The organism is Acidovorax temperans (assembly GCF_006716905.1).
In the GTDB taxonomy this organism is placed as follows: domain Bacteria; phylum Pseudomonadota; class Gammaproteobacteria; order Burkholderiales; family Burkholderiaceae_C; genus Acidovorax; species Acidovorax temperans.
The window spans coordinates 1-14,675 of the sequence record NZ_VFPV01000003.1; the positions used below are offsets into that span (position 1 = coordinate 1).

A 14,675-nucleotide genomic window follows, 5' to 3' on the forward strand; every position below is an offset into this window, starting at 1 on the left:
TTTGCGCCGCAGTTTGTGGGGCCAGACCTGATTGCCCCGCAGGATGTGGACCCTGGCCTGGACGCCGGCCGCTACACGCTGGTGCTGCACATACCGCCCAACTTCCAGCGCGATGTGCTGGCAGGCAAGGTGCCGCGCGTGCAGCTCAACATGGACGCCACGCGCATGATGCAGGCCTTCACATCCAACGGTGCGGTGCAGCAGATCGTTCAGCTGGAGGTGGCCGAGTTTGTGCAGCGCTACCGGTCTGTGCCTGCGCCTGCCATCGATCTGGCCGTGCGCGCCCGGTTCAACCCGGCGCTCACGCCCGCATGGTTTGGCTCGGTGATGGAGCTGATCAACATCGTCACCATGCTCTCCATCATCCTCACCGGCGCGGCGCTGATCCGCGAGCGCGAGCACGGCACCGTGGAGCACTTGCTCGTCATGCCCGTCACCCCGGCCGAGATCATGCTGGCCAAAGTGTGGGCCATGGCGCTGGTGGTGCTGGTGGCCACCTGGGTGTCGCTCACCGTGGTGATCCGCTGGGCGATTGGGGTGCCGATTGAAGGCTCGATACCGCTGTTTTTGCTGGGCACGGTGCTGCACCTGTTTGCCACCACGTCCATGGGCATCTACATGGCCACCCTGGCGCGCAGCATGCCGCAGTTTGGCCTGTTGATGGTGCTGACCATGATGCCGCTGGAGATGCTCTCAGGCGGCATCACCCCGCGCGAGAGCATGCCGCTGTGGGTGCAGTACGTGATGTCGCTGGCGCCCACCACGCATTTCACCGAGCTGTCTCAGGCCATCCTGTACCGGGGCGCGGGGTTGTCGGTGGTGTGGTCGTCGCTGGTGTGGCTGCTGGCGATTGGCGCCGTGCTGTTTGCCCTGGCACTGGCGCGCTTTCGCAAGACCATCTCGCAGATGGCTTGATCTTGCGCGCCAGTTGCTATGGGGTTTGCTATTGATTTGGTAGCTGCTTGCGCTTTCTAGATAAGCGCTGGAGCCGCTTTTTACATAAATTCCACGGTGCCCGGCCGCCCAGGCAAGTTCAATGCCGCCGTGGGCGCCGGCTGGCTCGCCACGCGCTGGCCGCGCCGCCAGACGCCCAGGCGCGCCGCCCGCAGACGAATGGCTTCTGCCGGGTTGCGCGCATGCAGCAGCACAAAGTCCGCGTGGCAGCCGGGGGCCAGGCCGTAGCCCTCCAAGCCCAGCAGGCGGGCAGGGTTCACGGTCACCGCATCAAAGCACTGGCGCATGCCCGCCTGGCTGGTCATTTGGCCCACATGCAGGCCCATGTGCGCGGCTTCCAGCATGTCGCCGCTGCCGCCGCTGTACCAGGGGTCGAGCACGCAGTCGTGGCCAAAGGCCACCGTCAGGCCGGCGGCCATCAGCTCGGGCACGCGGGTCATGCCCCGGCGCTTGGGGTAGGTGTCGTGGCGGCCTTGCAGGGTGATGTTGATGAGCGGGTTGGCCACCACGCCCAGGTCGGCCTCACACATCAACGGGATGAGTTTGCTCACGTAGTAGTTGTCCATGCTGTGCATGGAGGTGAGGTGCGAGCCCGTGACGCGGCCGTGCAGGCCCAGGCGCTGGGTTTCAAAGGCCAGGGTCTCGACGTGGCGCGAATGCGGGTCGTCGCTTTCGTCGCAGTGCATGTCCACGCGTTTTCCGCGCTCGGCAGCCAGCTCGCACAGCAGCCGCACGCTCTCGGTGCCATCGGCGTAGGTGCGTTCAAAGTGCGGAATACCGCCCACCACGTCCACGCCCATGTCCAGCGCCCGCTTCAGGTTGTCCAGCCCGCCCTGGCGGCGCAGCACGCCGTCTTGCGGAAAGGCCACCAGCTGCAAGTCCAGGTAAGGTGCCACGCGCTGCTTCACATCCAGCAGGGCCTGCACCGGCAGCAGGCTGGGGTCGCTGGTGTCCACATGGCTGCGGATGGCCAGCAGCCCGCGCGCCACGGCCCAGTCGCAGTACTGCAATGCGCGCTGCACGATGGCATCGTGCGTGAGCTGGGGCTTGAGCTCGCCCCACAGCGCAATGCCTTCGAGCAGGGTGCCGCTTTCATTCACACGCGGCTGGCCGTAGCTCAGGGTCGAATCCATGTGGAAATGCGCGTCCACAAACGGCGGGCTCACCAGCAGGCCGCCTGCGTCCACTGTTTCATGCGCTGGGGCTTGCAGGCCTTCAGTCACTTCGGTGATGCGGCCGTTTTGCACGGCAATCGACATGTTCTGGCGCCCGTCGGGCAGGGTGGCATGGGTGATGAGCAGGTCAAGCATGGGATTAGAGGGGGCAGGACGGGTTTTGCTCAGGATACGTTGTTTTTGCGATTTGCAGAGGTGCTGCGCTTCAGTGTTGGGCGCGGGAGATATGCACTTGCATTGTGGTTGCGGAGGCGTGTATGGCTCTTGATGTCATGGTGATGAAAACGACACGCGGAATCGGGCCACCTGAACCAAATGGGTATCTAACATGAATCATTGATAGGTATCAAAGCGCTGGCGGTTTGGCTGACAAAGAATGCCTCTGAGCCTGCCGAACCCCAGTCGTCGCAGCCCGCGGCGGGCCTATTGGAGGGATGGAGATTGAGCCATCTTGGGCCGCGACATACAAGGAGTCCCCATGACAACCCGAAAGCTGGCGCGCCTTGCGGCCCTGGCACTGTCCACTCTGGCTCTGGCCGCCGCTGCACAACACAAAGATGGTGCTACGGACCCTGAGGTGAAATACCAGGCAGGTTCTTCACCTCTGGCCGATGTACCGATGTACCAAAGCACGAACCCCAAAGCGCCGAAGATGACGCAGGCCGAGTTCGATCGCGCTCGCCAGATCTACTTCGAGCGTTGCGCTGGCTGCCACGGTGTGCTGCGCAAGGGCGCCACCGGCAAGCCCCTGACCCCTGACATCACCATGGCCAAGGGCACCGACTACCTGAAGGTGTTCATTGCCTACGGTTCGCCCGCTGGCATGCCCAACTGGCAGACCTCTGGTGAAATGGATGAAGCCACGGTGGACCTGATGGCCCGTTACATCCAGCACGACGCGCCTACGCCACCCGAGTGGAGTCTGGACGACACCAAGAAGACCTGGAAGGTAACGGTTGCGCCCAAGGACCGTCCGACCAAGAAGATGAACAACTTCAACATCGAGAACATCTTCTCCACCACGCTGCGTGACACGGGTGAGATTGCTTTGATCGATGGCGACACCAAGGAAATCATCAGCATCATCAAGACCGGCTATGCGGTGCACATCTCTCGCATGTCGGCTTCGGGCCGCTACCTGTTCGTGATTGGCCGCGACGCCAAGATCAACATGATCGACCTGTGGATGGCAAAACCCGACAGCGTGGCAGAAGTGCGCATCGGCCTGGAAGCCCGCTCGGTGGAAACCTCCAAGGCCAAGGGCTACAAGGACAAGCTGGTGATCGCTGGTGCTTACTGGCCGCCCCAGTTCACCATCATGGACGGCGACACGCTGGAGCCCAAGAAGATCGTCTCCACCCGCGGCATGGTCGTGGGCACGCAGGAATACCATCCTGAGCCCCGCGTGGCATCCATTCTGGGTTCCCACTACAAGCCCGAATTCATCGTGAACGTGAAGGAAACCGGCAAGACCTTGATGGTGGACTACTCCAATCTGGACGCCCTCAAGATCACCGAAATCGGTTCTGCTCCGTTCCTGCATGACGGTGGTCTGGATGCTTCCAAGCGCTACTTCATGGTGGCTGCCAACAACAGCAACAAGATTGCTGCGATCGATACCAAGGACGGCAAGCTGGCTGGCCTGACCGATGTGGGCAAGATCCCCCACCCCGGCCGTGGCGCCAACTTCACCCATCCGCAGTTCGGTCCCGTGTGGTCTACCGGCCACCTGGGCGACGATACGATCTCCCTGATCGGCACCGACCCCAAGAAGTTCAAGCAGTACGCTTTCAAGGAAGTGGCCAAGCTCAAGGGGCCTGGCGGCGGTGCTCTGTTCGTCAAGAGCCACCCCAAGTCGCAGCACTTGTACTCAGACGCTCCACTGAATCCTGATCCAAAGATCTCGCAGTCGGTGGTGGTGTACGACATCAACAACCTGGACAAGGGCTACAAGACGCTTCCTATCGCTGAGTGGGCTGACCTGAAGGACGACGGTGCCAAGCGCGTGGTGCAGCCTGAGTACAACAAGGCTGGTGACGAGGTCTGGTTCTCTGTCTGGTCCGCCAAGAACAAGGAAAGCGCGATCGTGGTGGTGGACGACAAGACCCTCAAGCTCAAGAAGGTCATCAAGGATCCACGCCTGATTACCCCCACGGGCCACTTCAACGTCTACAACACGCAGTACGACGTGTATTGATGGCCCAAGGCACTGTGCGGCTTGCCCGCACAGTGGGTAGAGGTATCAGCGCCTCGGCTTGAAAACCGGGGCACAAAAAAACGCCGCAGGGTTTTGTACCCTGCGGCGTTTTTTATTTGCCCGCGCAACGCCTGCGGCGCAGGCGCAGGGCTTTCGCCTTACTTGGTGCCGAAGATGCGGTCGCCTGCGTCACCCAGGCCCGGCAGGATGTAGCCGTGGTCGTTGAGTTCGCGGTCGATGGCGGCAGTGAAAATCGGCACATCGGGGTGGGCCTTTTGCAGCGTGGCCACGCCTTCAGGCGCAGCCAGCAGGCATACGAACTTGATGGAGCGGGGTTTAAGCTGCTTGAGCCGGTCTACGCAGGCGGCAGCCGAATTGCCGGTGGCCAGCATGGGATCCACCACGATGATGTCGCGCTCTTCCATCTCGGAAGGCATCTTGAAGTAGTACTCGACCGGCTGCAGCGTGTTGGGGTCGCGGTACAGGCCGATGTGGCCCACACGGGCGCCGGGCACCACGTTGAGCATGCCGTCCAAAAAGCCATTGCCCGCGCGCAGGATGGAGACGAGCACCAGCTTCTTGCCGTCGATCATCTTGCCGGTCATGGTCTCCAGCGGGGTTTCGATCTGCACGTCCTGCAGCGGCATGTCGCGCGTCACCTCGTAAGCCATCAGCGTGGACAGCTCGCCCAGCAGGCGGCGGAAGCTGTTGGTGCTGGCGTCCTTCTTGCGCATGAGCGTGAGCTTGTGCTGGACGAGGGGGTGGGTGATGACGGTGACGTTGCTCATGAAAAACCTGAATTAGCGAATAGATGACTTGGAAAACACCCGGTATTTTCCACCAACCGGTAAAACTCGCAGTGCAAAAGGCGGGTCTTCACTCTGCAAGAAAGCGTGCATAGCGCGGCAAGTCCACATTGCCACCGCTGATGAGCACGCCCACCCGCTTGCCACGCACATCCACACTGCCATTGCGTACGCCGGCAAATGCCAGCGCACCCGTGGGCTCCACCACGATCTTCATGCGCTCTGCAAAAAACCGCAGGGCCTGCACCAGTTGTTCGTCGGTGGCAGTCACCATGTCTTCCACGCCTTCGGCAATGATGGGAAAGGTGAGCTGGCCCAGCGCCTGTGTTTGCGCGCCGTCGGCAATAGTGTGGGGTGTGGGTATCTGCACGATGTGCCCGGCCTTGAACGACTGCTGGCCGTCATTGCCTGCTTCAGGCTCCACACCCACCAGCCGACACCCCGGCGCCATGACCTGCGCGGCCAACGTGCTGCCCGCCAGCAGGCCGCCACCGCCCACGCAGACGAACAGGTAGTCCAGCCCCGGCACATCTTCCAGCAACTCCATCGCTGCTGTGCCCTGGCCTGCAATGACATGGGGGTGATCAAACGGTGGCACCAGCGTCATGCCGCGTTCTTGCGCCAAGCGGCGGCTGATGGCTTCGCGGTCTTCGGTGTAGCGGTTGTAGGTCACCACTTGCGCGCCGTATTCGCGCGTGGCAGCCATCTTGGTCGCGGGGGCGTCTTCCGGCATCACGATCACGGCGGGCATGTCAAGCAGGCGTGCCGACAGCGCAATGGCCTGTGCGTGGTTGCCCGCAGAAAAGGCCAGCACGCCACGTTCGCGCTGTTCGGGGGTGAACTGGGCCAGCGTGTTGTAAGCCCCACGGAACTTGAACGCCCCCGTGCGCTGCAGGTTTTCGCACTTGAAAAACACTTGCGCCCCGGTGCTTTCGTCAGCGCTGGTAGAGCGCAGCACGGGTGTGCGGTGGGCAATGCCGTGCAGCCGCTGCGCCGCCGCACGCAGGTCATCAAAGGTGGGCGCAGGCAGGGCGGCTGGGTTCATGAAAGGCTCCGCAATCAATCAGGAAATGCCTTGCATCATAGGCACTGCCATGCCTCAACGCAAAAGCGGCCCAGGGGCCGCTTCGCTCGTAGTGTCTCTGTGTGGCCTGCTGTTTTGCGTCAGCCCAGATCTGCAAAGCGTTGCAGCGGCGTGAGTGCGGGGAAGTCACCCGCGCGCTTTTGCTTCATGGCGGTAACAGATTCGCGCACATGCTGGTTGCTCCAGATGGCGCCCTGCAACCAGCCCATCTGGCGCAGGCTGTCTTCCACCGAATGGTCTCGGGCGTAGTGAATGGCCTGTTTGGTGCCCCAGATGGCTACGGGCGGCTTGCTGGCAATTTCTTGTGCACATTGCAGGGCTGCGGCCACCATGGCTTCTTGGGTGTCAAACACGTCGTTGACCAGGCCGTAGTCCTGCGCCTTGGCCGCGCTCAGGCGGCGGCCGGTGTAGGCCAACTCCTTGACCACGCCCAGCGGGATGAGCTTGGGCAGGCGCTGCAGCGTGCCCACATCGGCCACCATGCCGATGTTGATCTCCTGGATGCAGAAGAACGCATCCTGCGTGGCGTAGCGGATGCAGCCCGCCGTGACCATGTCCACCGCGCCGCCGATGCAGCCGCCATGGATGGCCATGATGACCGGGATGCGCAGGTTCTCCAGCCGTGTGAAGGTGACCTGCATGTCGGTCAGCAGGTCAAAAATGGCGGCGCGGCCTTCGGGGCTTTCGTCGTCCATGGTGATGGCGCCGCCAAAGGTTTCGAGCGCCATGCCCGCGCTGAAATGCTTGCCCGTGCTGCTGATGACGAGCGCCCGTGCCGTACCTGTCTGATGCAGGTGGGCCAGCACCGTGTCCAGCTCGCGCCAGAAGGTGGGGTGCATGGTGTTCAGCGCTTCTGGCTTGTTCAAAACCAGGTGGGCCACCTGCGCGGTGGTGCTGAGGGTGAAGCAGGTGAGGGCGTTGATGTCGGTGTGCATGGACTGACACTCTAGGGCGGCCGCGCTTCGGCGTTCGTCGCCTGGGCGACTTTGAATGAAATCAGCCGCTCGCGCTTGATTGGAAAGTGCTGGTAGCTATTGATTTAATAGCATTGGCATCTCGGCGCTGTGCAGCCAAGGTGGCCCGCCGTGGCTTGCCTTGTGCGGCTCAATCGCCGCCCCCGCCACAGCCTCCGCCGTCGCCGCCTCCATCACCGCCACTGCCGTCCGAGCAGTCGGCTCCGCCAAAGTCGCCCGAGCTGCCGCTGTAGCTGCCATCCGAAAAATCGGTGCCGCAGTAGGGGGAGCCGCCACAGCCGCCGCTGCTCGCGTTGGCCGCCGCGCTGCTTTGCGCACCCGTCAATCGGCAGTCGGGCACGTAGTGGAACCCGTTGGGGATGGCGAACTTGGCATCCAGTGCAAACAGCAGCGGCAGGCGGCTGGGGGCCTTGGGGTCGATGGATTCCTCCTTGCACGCCCAGAACCAGGCGCGCCGCAGGCCGTCGTTGTGCATGCCTTTGCGCCCCAGGGCTTCGGCCGGGGTGTGGTGCAAAAAGCGGCCCAGCGCGTGGGTGCACCACCGTTGGTAGGCCTGCGTGTGCAGGATGAACTCGTGCCACAGCACATCCACCGCCTGTGAGGGCATGGCGACGAACTGGCGGCTGCGCAGGCAGGCAAGGAAGAACTGCCGCAGACCCCGTTCGACCAGCTCGCCATCCTTGGCACTCAGCTGCGGGTAGGCCTCGCGCAGTTTGCGCTGCAAGAAGCGGGGCAGGGGGGCTTCGCGGATGTAGCGCTCACGCGCTGCGTTGGTCTGCTGGATGCACAGCGCTGTCATGGCCACGGTGGCGATGAAATAGAGGACCCAGTACCACTGGGGGCGCCACAGGCCCGCAGCCACCCCGACAAAGCCCAGTATCCAGCCCATGATGGCGGCAAACATGGGCAGCTGGCCCCAGCGCAGCAGCGCGATTTCGGTTTTTGTCATCGATCCTCCTTTGTTGTTGTTTTTGTTGGGATCGATTCAACGCCCGTTTTATGACGAAATGGTGAATGTCATATGGAAGTCATGCATCTGTTGGCAGCGTACTGTGGCGACAGAAGCACACCGGGCGGTGCCTGCGCTGGCAACCGCCCGGGTTTGGTTGGTTGCCAGCTTTTTTGAAATCAGCGCCGCTTGCCGCTGCCCCCAAAGATGCTGCCCAGCACGCCACGCAAAATCTCTTTGCCCAGGGTGGTGCCCATGGTGCGCACGGCCGACTTGGCCATCGTTTGCGCCAGGCCATCACGGCGCCCACCACGCGGGCCGGTGGAGCCAAACAGCACGTCGTTCAGGCCGCCCAGCAGCCCGCCGCCGTCGTTGGCATTGTCTCCAGCTGGCGTCTTGCCCGCACCGGTGGCGGCGGGGGATTGCGCTGCCGCTTCCTCGGTGCGGCCTTTGAGCTTTTCGTAGGCCGATTCCCGGTCCACCACTTTTTCGTAGATCCCGGCCACCAGCGATTGCGCGATGAGCGCCTGGCGCTGCTGGGGCGTGATGGGCCCGAGCTGGCTGGCGGGGGGCAGCACAAACACGCGTTCGGTCACGCTGGGGCGGCCCTTGGCGTCCAGAAAGCTCACCAGGGCTTCGCCCACGGCCAGCTCGGTGATGGCGGTTTCGATGTCGAGCCCAGGCTTTTGGCGCATGGTGGTGGCCGTGGCCTTCACTGCCTTCTGGTCGCGCGGAGTGAAGGCCCGCAGCGCGTGCTGCACGCGGTTGCCCAGCTGGGCCAGCACGCTGTCAGGGATGTCGAGCGGGTTCTGTGTGACGAAATACACGCCCACGCCCTTGGAGCGCACCAGGCGCACCACCAGTTCGATGCGCTCAATGAGCACCTTGGGCGCCTCGTTGAACAGCAGGTGGGCCTCGTCGAAGAAGAAGACCAGCTTGGGCTTTTCAGGGTCGCCAATTTCGGGGAGGGTTTCGAACAGCTCGGACAGCATCCACAGCAAAAAGGTGGCGTACAGGCGCGGCGAATTCATGAGCTTGTCGGCCGCCAGGATGTTGATGACGCCTTGGCCGTCCACCGTCTGCATGAAATCCTGGATGTTGAGCATGGGCTCGCCAAAGAACTTGTCGCCGCCTTGCTGCTCGATTTGCAACAGCCCGCGCTGGATGGCGCCCACGCTGGCCGAGCTGATGTTGCCGTACTCGGTGGTGAAATCCTTGGCGTTGTCGCCCACGTACTGCAGCATGGCCCGCAGGTCTTTCAGGTCCAGCAGCAGCAGGCCGTTGTCGTCGGCAATCTTGAACACCAGGTTCAGCACGCCCAGCTGGGTCTCGTTGAGATTGAGCATGCGCCCCAGCAGCAGCGGGCCCATGTCCGAGATGGTGGCGCGCACCGGGTGGCCTTGCTCGCCAAACACGTCCCACAGCGTGGTGGGGCAGGCTTGGGGCGTGGGCAAGTCGAGCCCGCGCTCTTTGAGCACGCCTGCCAGCTTGTCACCGATCTTGCCGGGCTGGCTGGCGCCCGTCAGGTCGCCTTTGATGTCGGCCATGAACACAGGCACCCCGATGCGCGAGAAGTTTTCTGCCAGGGTCTGCAGGGTCACGGTTTTGCCTGTACCCGTGGCGCCGGTGATGAGACCGTGTCGGTTGGCCAGGCCGGGCAACAGGTGGCATTCGGTGGTGGCGTGTTTGGCGATCAGCATGGGGTCTGCCATTTGGGGGTTCCTCGGGGATACGGTCTGGCAAAAAGTAAAATCAGCAGGCTAGATTAAATCAATACCAAAGGATCTCTCGTGGCAGGACACAGTAAATGGGCGAATATCCAGCACCGCAAAGGGCGCCAGGATGAAAAACGCGGCAAGATCTGGACCCGCATCATTCGTGAAATCACTGTGGCAGCCCGCGCCGGTGGCGGCGATCTGTCTGCCAACCCCCGCCTGCGCCTGGCGGTGGACAAGGCCAAGGCGGCCAACATGCCCGCCGACCGCATCAAATACAACATCGACAAGGCCACTGGCAACGCCGAAGGCCTGACCTACGAAGAAATCCGCTACGAAGGCTACGGCATTGGTGGCGCCGCCATCATCATCGACACCATGACCGACAACCGTGTGCGCACCGTGGCCGAGGTGCGCCACGCGTTCAGCAAGCACGGCGGCAGCATGGGTACTGAAGGCTCGGTGGTGTTCCAGTTCAAGCACTGTGGCCAGCTGATTTTTGCCCCCGGCACGAGCGAAGACAAGGTGATGGAAGTGGCGCTGGAAGCGGGCGCAGACGATGTCATCACCGATGAAGACGGTGCAGTGGAGGTGCTGACCAGCCCGGCTGAATTTGAAGCGGTGAAGAACGCCCTGGAAGCTGCCGGCCTGACGCCCGAAGTGGCTGGCGTGACCATGCGGCCCGAGAACACGATTGAGCTGACGGGCGACGATGCCGCCAAGATGCAAAAGCTGCTCGACGTGCTGGAAGACCTGGACGACGCCCAGGAGGTCTATCACAACGCGGCGCTCTGATCCGGCTGCTTTTTTCTTGCGCGAGCAGGTTTTTCGACTGATATTTCTCTGAGTTCCTCGGGGGGCGTCTCCACAAGGCGCCTGCAGGACTCACCAAAGGTTCCTATGAAAGTACTCGTGATTGGTGGCGGCGGCCGTGAACACGCAATGGCCTGGAAGCTGAGCCAGTCGCCCAAGGTGACGAAGGTGTACGTGGCCCCAGGCAATGGCGGCACGGCGCTCAACCCCAAGCTCGAAAACGTGGCCATTTCTGACGTGCGTGAACTGCGCGTCTGGGCCCAGGCCGAGAAGATCGCCCTCACGGTGGTTGGCCCCGAAGCCCCGCTGGCTGCAGGGGTGGTGGACGAGTTTCGCGCCAACGGCCTGCGTATCTTTGGCCCCACCAAGGCTGCTGCGCAGCTGGAAAGCTCCAAGGCGTTCAGCAAGGCCTTCATGCGCCGCCACGGCATTCCCACGGCCGATTACGACACCTTTACCGACCCCGCTGCAGCCCACGCCTTCATTGACCGCCTGGGCGCGCCCATCGTCATCAAGGCCGACGGCTTGGCGGCGGGCAAGGGCGTGGTCGTGGCGATGACGCTGCAGGAAGCCCACGATGCCGTGGACTTCATGCTGGTGGACAACAAATACGGCGTGACGCACAACGAAGGTGGTGCGCGCGTGGTGATTGAGCAGTTCCTGGAAGGCGAAGAAGCCAGCTTCATCGTGCTGTGCGATGGCAAGAACGTGCTGGCATTGGCCACCAGCCAGGACCACAAGCGCCTGAAGGATGGCGACGAAGGCCCCAACACCGGCGGCATGGGCGCGTATTCGCCCGCGCCCGTGGTCACGGCCGATGTGCATGCCCGCGCCATGCGCGAGATCATCCTGCCCACCATTCGCGGCATGGAAAAAGACGGTATTCCCTACACCGGCTTCCTGTACGCCGGCCTGATGATCGACGCCAAGGGCCATCCCAAGACGCTCGAGTTCAACTGCCGCATGGGCGACCCCGAAACGCAGCCCATCCTCATGCGCCTCAAGAGCGACCTGGTGGATGTGCTGAGCGCGGCGGTGGATGGCAAGCTCGACCAGATCGAGGTGCAGTGGGACCGCCGAACCGCGCTGGGCGTGGTGATGGCTGCGCACGGCTACCCCGAAAGCCCCCGCAAGGGCGACCTCATCACCGGCTTGCCCGCCGACGCGGACGATGCGGTGGTGTTCCACGCCGGCACGCAGTTAAAAGACGGCGTGGTCAGCGTGACGGGCGGCCGTGTGCTGTGCGTGACCGTGCTGGCCGACAGCGTCAAGCAAGCGCAGCAGCGTGCTTACGACGTGGCGCGCGGCATTCACTTCGAAGGTGCGCAGTACCGCCGTGACATTGGCTTCCGGGCCATCAAAAACTGATGGCTGAAGCACAAGTTCTGAACACGGCAGACACCGTGGCCCGCGTGCGCGGCTACCTGGTGGGCCTGCAGGCCCGCATCACCGATGCGCTGGAGGCTGTGGAAGGCGAGGGCGGTGCCCGCTTCCTGGCCGATGCCTGGAGCAAGCCGCCCGGCGAGCCGCTGCAGGGGGATGGCATTACCAAGATCATGGAAGGCGGCCGGGTGTTTGAGCGCGCGGGCTGTGGCTTTAGCCATGTGCGTGGCCCACAGTTGCCGCCCTCGGCCACGCAGCACCGGCCCGAACTGGCAGGCGCGCCGTTTGAGGCCATGGGCGTTTCGCTGGTATTTCACCCGCGCAACCCTTACGTGCCCACGGTGCACATGAACGTGCGCATGATTGCCGCCGGGCACCCTGGTCAGGCACCTATCTGCTGGTTTGGGGGCGGCATGGATCTCACGCCGTATTACGGCTTTGAGGAAGACGCCGTGCATTTCCACCGCACATGCCGCGACGCGCTGGCGCCCTTTGGCGAAGACAAGTACCCGCGCTTCAAACAATGGTGCGACGAATATTTCTTCCTGAAACACCGCAACGAGCAGCGCGGCGTGGGCGGTGTGTTTTTCGACGATTTTTCAGAGCTGGGCTTTGAGCAAAGCCTGGCCATGACGCAATCGGTGGGCGATGCCTTTTTGAGTGCATACCTGCCCATCGTTGAGCGCCGCCAGGCCATGCCTTACGGCGAACGCGAACGCGACTTCCAGTTGTACCGCCGGGGCCGCTATGTCGAGTTCAATCTGGTGTGGGACCGGGGCACGCACTTCGGCCTGCAGTCGGGTGGGCGCACCGAATCGATCCTGCTGTCCATGCCGCCGCTGGTGTCCTGGTCGTACCAGCGTTCTGCCGAACCAGGCTCGCCCGAGGCCGCACTGATGCAGCAGTTTCTGGTGCGGCGCGAATGGCTGTAAGCGCCACGCGACACCACTAAACACAAGGGCTGGGGGCAGTTGCCAGCCAGCCCTTGCCACCCCCAAAGGCCCAAAAGCTATAATTTCAATAGCTGGCAGCGCTTGATTCATGAGCGCAAGAGGCCAAAAACACCGTAAAACGCCTCTGCGCCCATGTGCAACACCCAAGGCGTAGCCCCTCTGGCTGTGCGCCGCGTTGCGCGCTATATTGATTCCATTCCTATCTATTTCACTGCCTGATGACCACATCCACCAAATCGGAAACCGCGGCCAAAAAAGACGTTGCCAAACTCCAGCGCGCCATCGTTGATGGCCTGGAAGACGTGAAGGCGCAAGACATCCAGGTCTTCAACACCGAGCATCTGTCGCCGCTGTTTGAACGGGTGATCGTGGCATCGGGCACCTCTAACCGCCAGACCAAAGCGCTGGCTTCCAGCGTGCGCGATGCCGTTAAGGAAGCAGGCTTTCCCAAGCCGCGGATTGAAGGCGAAGACAATGGCGAGTGGATCATTGTGGACTGCGGCTCGGCCGTGGCGCACATCATGCAGCCCGCCATTCGCCAGTACTACCGCCTGGAAGAGCTGTGGGGTGACACGCCAGTGCGCTTGAAGCTGGGTGCCGCCAAGCCGTCTTCGACGGCTGCCGCCGATCTGGCTGACAAAAAGTCTGCCCAGAAGGCCGCCAAGTCGGATGCGAAAACTGCAGCCAAAAAGGCTCCGGCCAAAAAAGCGGCAGCTGCCCCTTCAGCACCCGCCCGCTCTGGCAAGGCCACGGTGAAGGCTGTGGCAAAGACTGCTGCCAAAGCTGCACCCGCAAAAACTGCGGCGGCCAAACCGGCTGCAAAGACCACCGCAGCCAAACCTGCCAGCAAAACCGCTGGCACTGCCGCCGCCAAGAAGCCCGCAGCCGCCAAGACTCCCGTGAAGACCGTGGTCGTCAAGCCGGGCGGCGCCAAGAAGCCTGCAGCCAAGAAGTCTCCTGCCGCCAAGGCCCCTGCACGCGCAGCTGCCAAGCCTGCTGCCAAAGCAGCCCCCAAGGCTGCGGCCAAGCCCGCTGCCAAGAAGGCACCGGCCCGCAAGGGCTGATGGCCCTGCCGCCGTGCACCCATCGCGTGGGTGTGCGGCGCGTTGGTCTTTCACACATTCAGGTTGACTCATGAAGCTGCTGATTGTTGCCGTGGGGCAGCGGGTGCCCGATTGGGCGCAAACTGCCTACGACGACTATGCCAAGCGTTTTCCACCGGAACTCAAAGTGGAGCTCAAGGCCGTGAAGACCGAGCCGCGTGGCTCCAAGACACTGGAGACGCTGTACGCCGCCGAGCGTGAGCGCATCGAGGCCGCCATTCCCCGCGGCACCCGCGTGGTCGCGCTGGACGAGCGCGGTACCAACCTCACCACCAAGGCCCTGGCAGAGCGGCTCAAAGGCTGGCAACTGGGCGGTGACGATGTGGCCCTGGTCATTGGCGGCCCTGATGGCCTGGACCCTGCCTTTCGGCAGGCGGCACACGAGCGCATTCGCCTGTCCGATCTGACACTGCCCCATGCCATGGTGCGCGTGCTGCTGATTGAACAGCTGTACCGGGCCTGGTCGGTGAACGCAGGGCACCCCTACCACCGCGAGTGACTTGCCCATGCCCTGTATTGGCCCGTCATTTGCTTCACTATTAATAGCTGCTGGCGCTTGATGGATAAGC

General features: G+C 62.9%; 13 protein-coding genes. 7 read left to right on the forward strand and 6 right to left on the reverse strand.

The window, feature by feature from the left end; genetic code table 11:
- Window positions 1-915, forward strand: a 915-nt coding sequence (locus tag BDD18_RS14850) for an ABC transporter permease (protein WP_142084136.1), incomplete at its 5' end; no start/stop codon positions are given.
- Between the two features lie 80 nt (window positions 916-995).
- Here BDD18_RS14850 and BDD18_RS14855 read toward each other — a convergent pair.
- Window positions 996-2,264 (reverse strand): amidohydrolase family protein, encoded by a 1,269-nt coding sequence (locus tag BDD18_RS14855; protein WP_142084138.1) that lies wholly within the window; start codon window positions 2,262-2,264, stop codon window positions 996-998.
- Window positions 2,265-2,607: 343 nt separating this feature from the next.
- On the opposite strand from BDD18_RS14855, the gene BDD18_RS14860 reads away from it, so the two are divergent.
- Window positions 2,608-4,326: a nitrite reductase gene (locus BDD18_RS14860; protein ID WP_142084140.1), complete on the forward strand. Its 1,719-nt coding sequence runs from the start codon at window positions 2,608-2,610 to the stop codon at window positions 4,324-4,326.
- Between the two features lie 158 nt (window positions 4,327-4,484).
- Here the strand turns inward: BDD18_RS14860 and upp are convergent, their stop codons facing one another.
- From upp to BDD18_RS14885, 5 genes are all read right to left on the reverse strand, one after another.
- Window positions 4,485-5,114 (reverse strand): uracil phosphoribosyltransferase, encoded by a 630-nt coding sequence (upp, locus tag BDD18_RS14865; protein WP_044394847.1) that lies wholly within the window; start codon window positions 5,112-5,114, stop codon window positions 4,485-4,487.
- 88 nt (window positions 5,115-5,202) lie between these two features.
- The gene (locus tag BDD18_RS14870) at window positions 5,203-6,177 is read right to left on the reverse strand and encodes a threo-3-hydroxy-L-aspartate ammonia-lyase (protein WP_142084141.1); all 975 of its coding nucleotides are present in this window, start codon (window positions 6,175-6,177) and stop codon (window positions 5,203-5,205) included.
- Between the two features lie 119 nt (window positions 6,178-6,296).
- Complete coding sequence (locus BDD18_RS14875; protein ID WP_142084142.1) at window positions 6,297-7,151, reverse strand: enoyl-CoA hydratase-related protein; 855 nt, start codon at window positions 7,149-7,151, stop codon at window positions 6,297-6,299.
- A 169-nt stretch (window positions 7,152-7,320) separates the two neighbouring features.
- Window positions 7,321-8,139: a glycine-rich domain-containing protein gene (locus BDD18_RS14880; protein WP_142084143.1), complete on the reverse strand. Its 819-nt coding sequence runs from the start codon at window positions 8,137-8,139 to the stop codon at window positions 7,321-7,323.
- Window positions 8,140-8,318: 179 nt separating this feature from the next.
- A complete protein-coding gene (locus BDD18_RS14885) occupies window positions 8,319-9,851 on the reverse strand; it encodes a helicase HerA-like domain-containing protein (RefSeq protein ID WP_142084144.1) in 1,533 nt (510 codons plus the stop codon).
- Window positions 9,852-9,929: 78 nt separating this feature from the next.
- On the opposite strand from BDD18_RS14885, the gene BDD18_RS14890 reads away from it, so the two are divergent.
- The 5 genes from BDD18_RS14890 (at window position 9,930) to rlmH (ending at window position 14,605) form a co-directional block, all read left to right on the forward strand.
- Complete coding sequence (locus BDD18_RS14890; protein ID WP_066690248.1) at window positions 9,930-10,649, forward strand: YebC/PmpR family DNA-binding transcriptional regulator; 720 nt, start codon at window positions 9,930-9,932, stop codon at window positions 10,647-10,649.
- A gap of 105 nt (window positions 10,650-10,754) precedes the next feature.
- Window positions 10,755-12,035: a phosphoribosylamine--glycine ligase gene (purD, locus tag BDD18_RS14895; RefSeq protein WP_142084145.1), complete on the forward strand. Its 1,281-nt coding sequence runs from the start codon at window positions 10,755-10,757 to the stop codon at window positions 12,033-12,035.
- Window positions 12,035-12,982 carry an oxygen-dependent coproporphyrinogen oxidase gene (hemF, locus tag BDD18_RS14900; protein ID WP_142084146.1) on the forward strand — a complete coding sequence of 316 codons (948 nt, stop codon included), beginning with the start codon at window positions 12,035-12,037 and terminating at the stop codon, window positions 12,980-12,982. The genes purD and hemF overlap by 1 nt, the downstream gene beginning before the upstream one ends.
- 239 nt (window positions 12,983-13,221) lie before the next feature.
- Complete coding sequence (rsfS, locus tag BDD18_RS14905; protein ID WP_142084147.1) at window positions 13,222-14,067, forward strand: ribosome silencing factor; 846 nt, start codon at window positions 13,222-13,224, stop codon at window positions 14,065-14,067.
- A gap of 70 nt (window positions 14,068-14,137) precedes the next feature.
- On the forward strand, window positions 14,138-14,605 hold the full coding sequence (gene rlmH / locus BDD18_RS14910) for a 23S rRNA (pseudouridine(1915)-N(3))-methyltransferase RlmH (protein WP_007858784.1): 468 nt from the start codon (window positions 14,138-14,140) through the stop codon (window positions 14,603-14,605).
- The last annotated feature ends 70 nt before the right edge of the window (window positions 14,606-14,675 follow it).

Bases quoted from the DNA above. Each gene is read 5' to 3' on its own strand.
- BDD18_RS14855 (WP_142084138.1), bottom strand. From the start codon at position 2,264: ATGCTTGACCTGCTCATCACCCATGCCACCCTGCCCGACGGGCGCCAG.
- BDD18_RS14860 (WP_142084140.1), top strand. From the start codon at position 2,608: ATGACAACCCGAAAGCTGGCGCGCCTTGCGGCCCTGGCACTGTCCACT.
- upp (WP_044394847.1), bottom strand. From the start codon at position 5,114: ATGAGCAACGTCACCGTCATCACCCACCCCCTCGTCCAGCACAAGCTC.
- BDD18_RS14870 (WP_142084141.1), bottom strand. From the start codon at position 6,177: ATGAACCCAGCCGCCCTGCCTGCGCCCACCTTTGATGACCTGCGTGCG.
- BDD18_RS14875 (WP_142084142.1), bottom strand. From the start codon at position 7,151: ATGCACACCGACATCAACGCCCTCACCTGCTTCACCCTCAGCACCACC.
- BDD18_RS14880 (WP_142084143.1), bottom strand. From the start codon at position 8,139: ATGACAAAAACCGAAATCGCGCTGCTGCGCTGGGGCCAGCTGCCCATG.
- BDD18_RS14885 (WP_142084144.1), bottom strand. From the start codon at position 9,851: ATGGCAGACCCCATGCTGATCGCCAAACACGCCACCACCGAATGCCAC.
- purD (WP_142084145.1), top strand. From the start codon at position 10,755: ATGAAAGTACTCGTGATTGGTGGCGGCGGCCGTGAACACGCAATGGCC.
- hemF (WP_142084146.1), top strand. From the start codon at position 12,035: ATGGCTGAAGCACAAGTTCTGAACACGGCAGACACCGTGGCCCGCGTG.
- rsfS (WP_142084147.1), top strand. From the start codon at position 13,222: ATGACCACATCCACCAAATCGGAAACCGCGGCCAAAAAAGACGTTGCC.
- rlmH (WP_007858784.1), top strand. From the start codon at position 14,138: ATGAAGCTGCTGATTGTTGCCGTGGGGCAGCGGGTGCCCGATTGGGCG.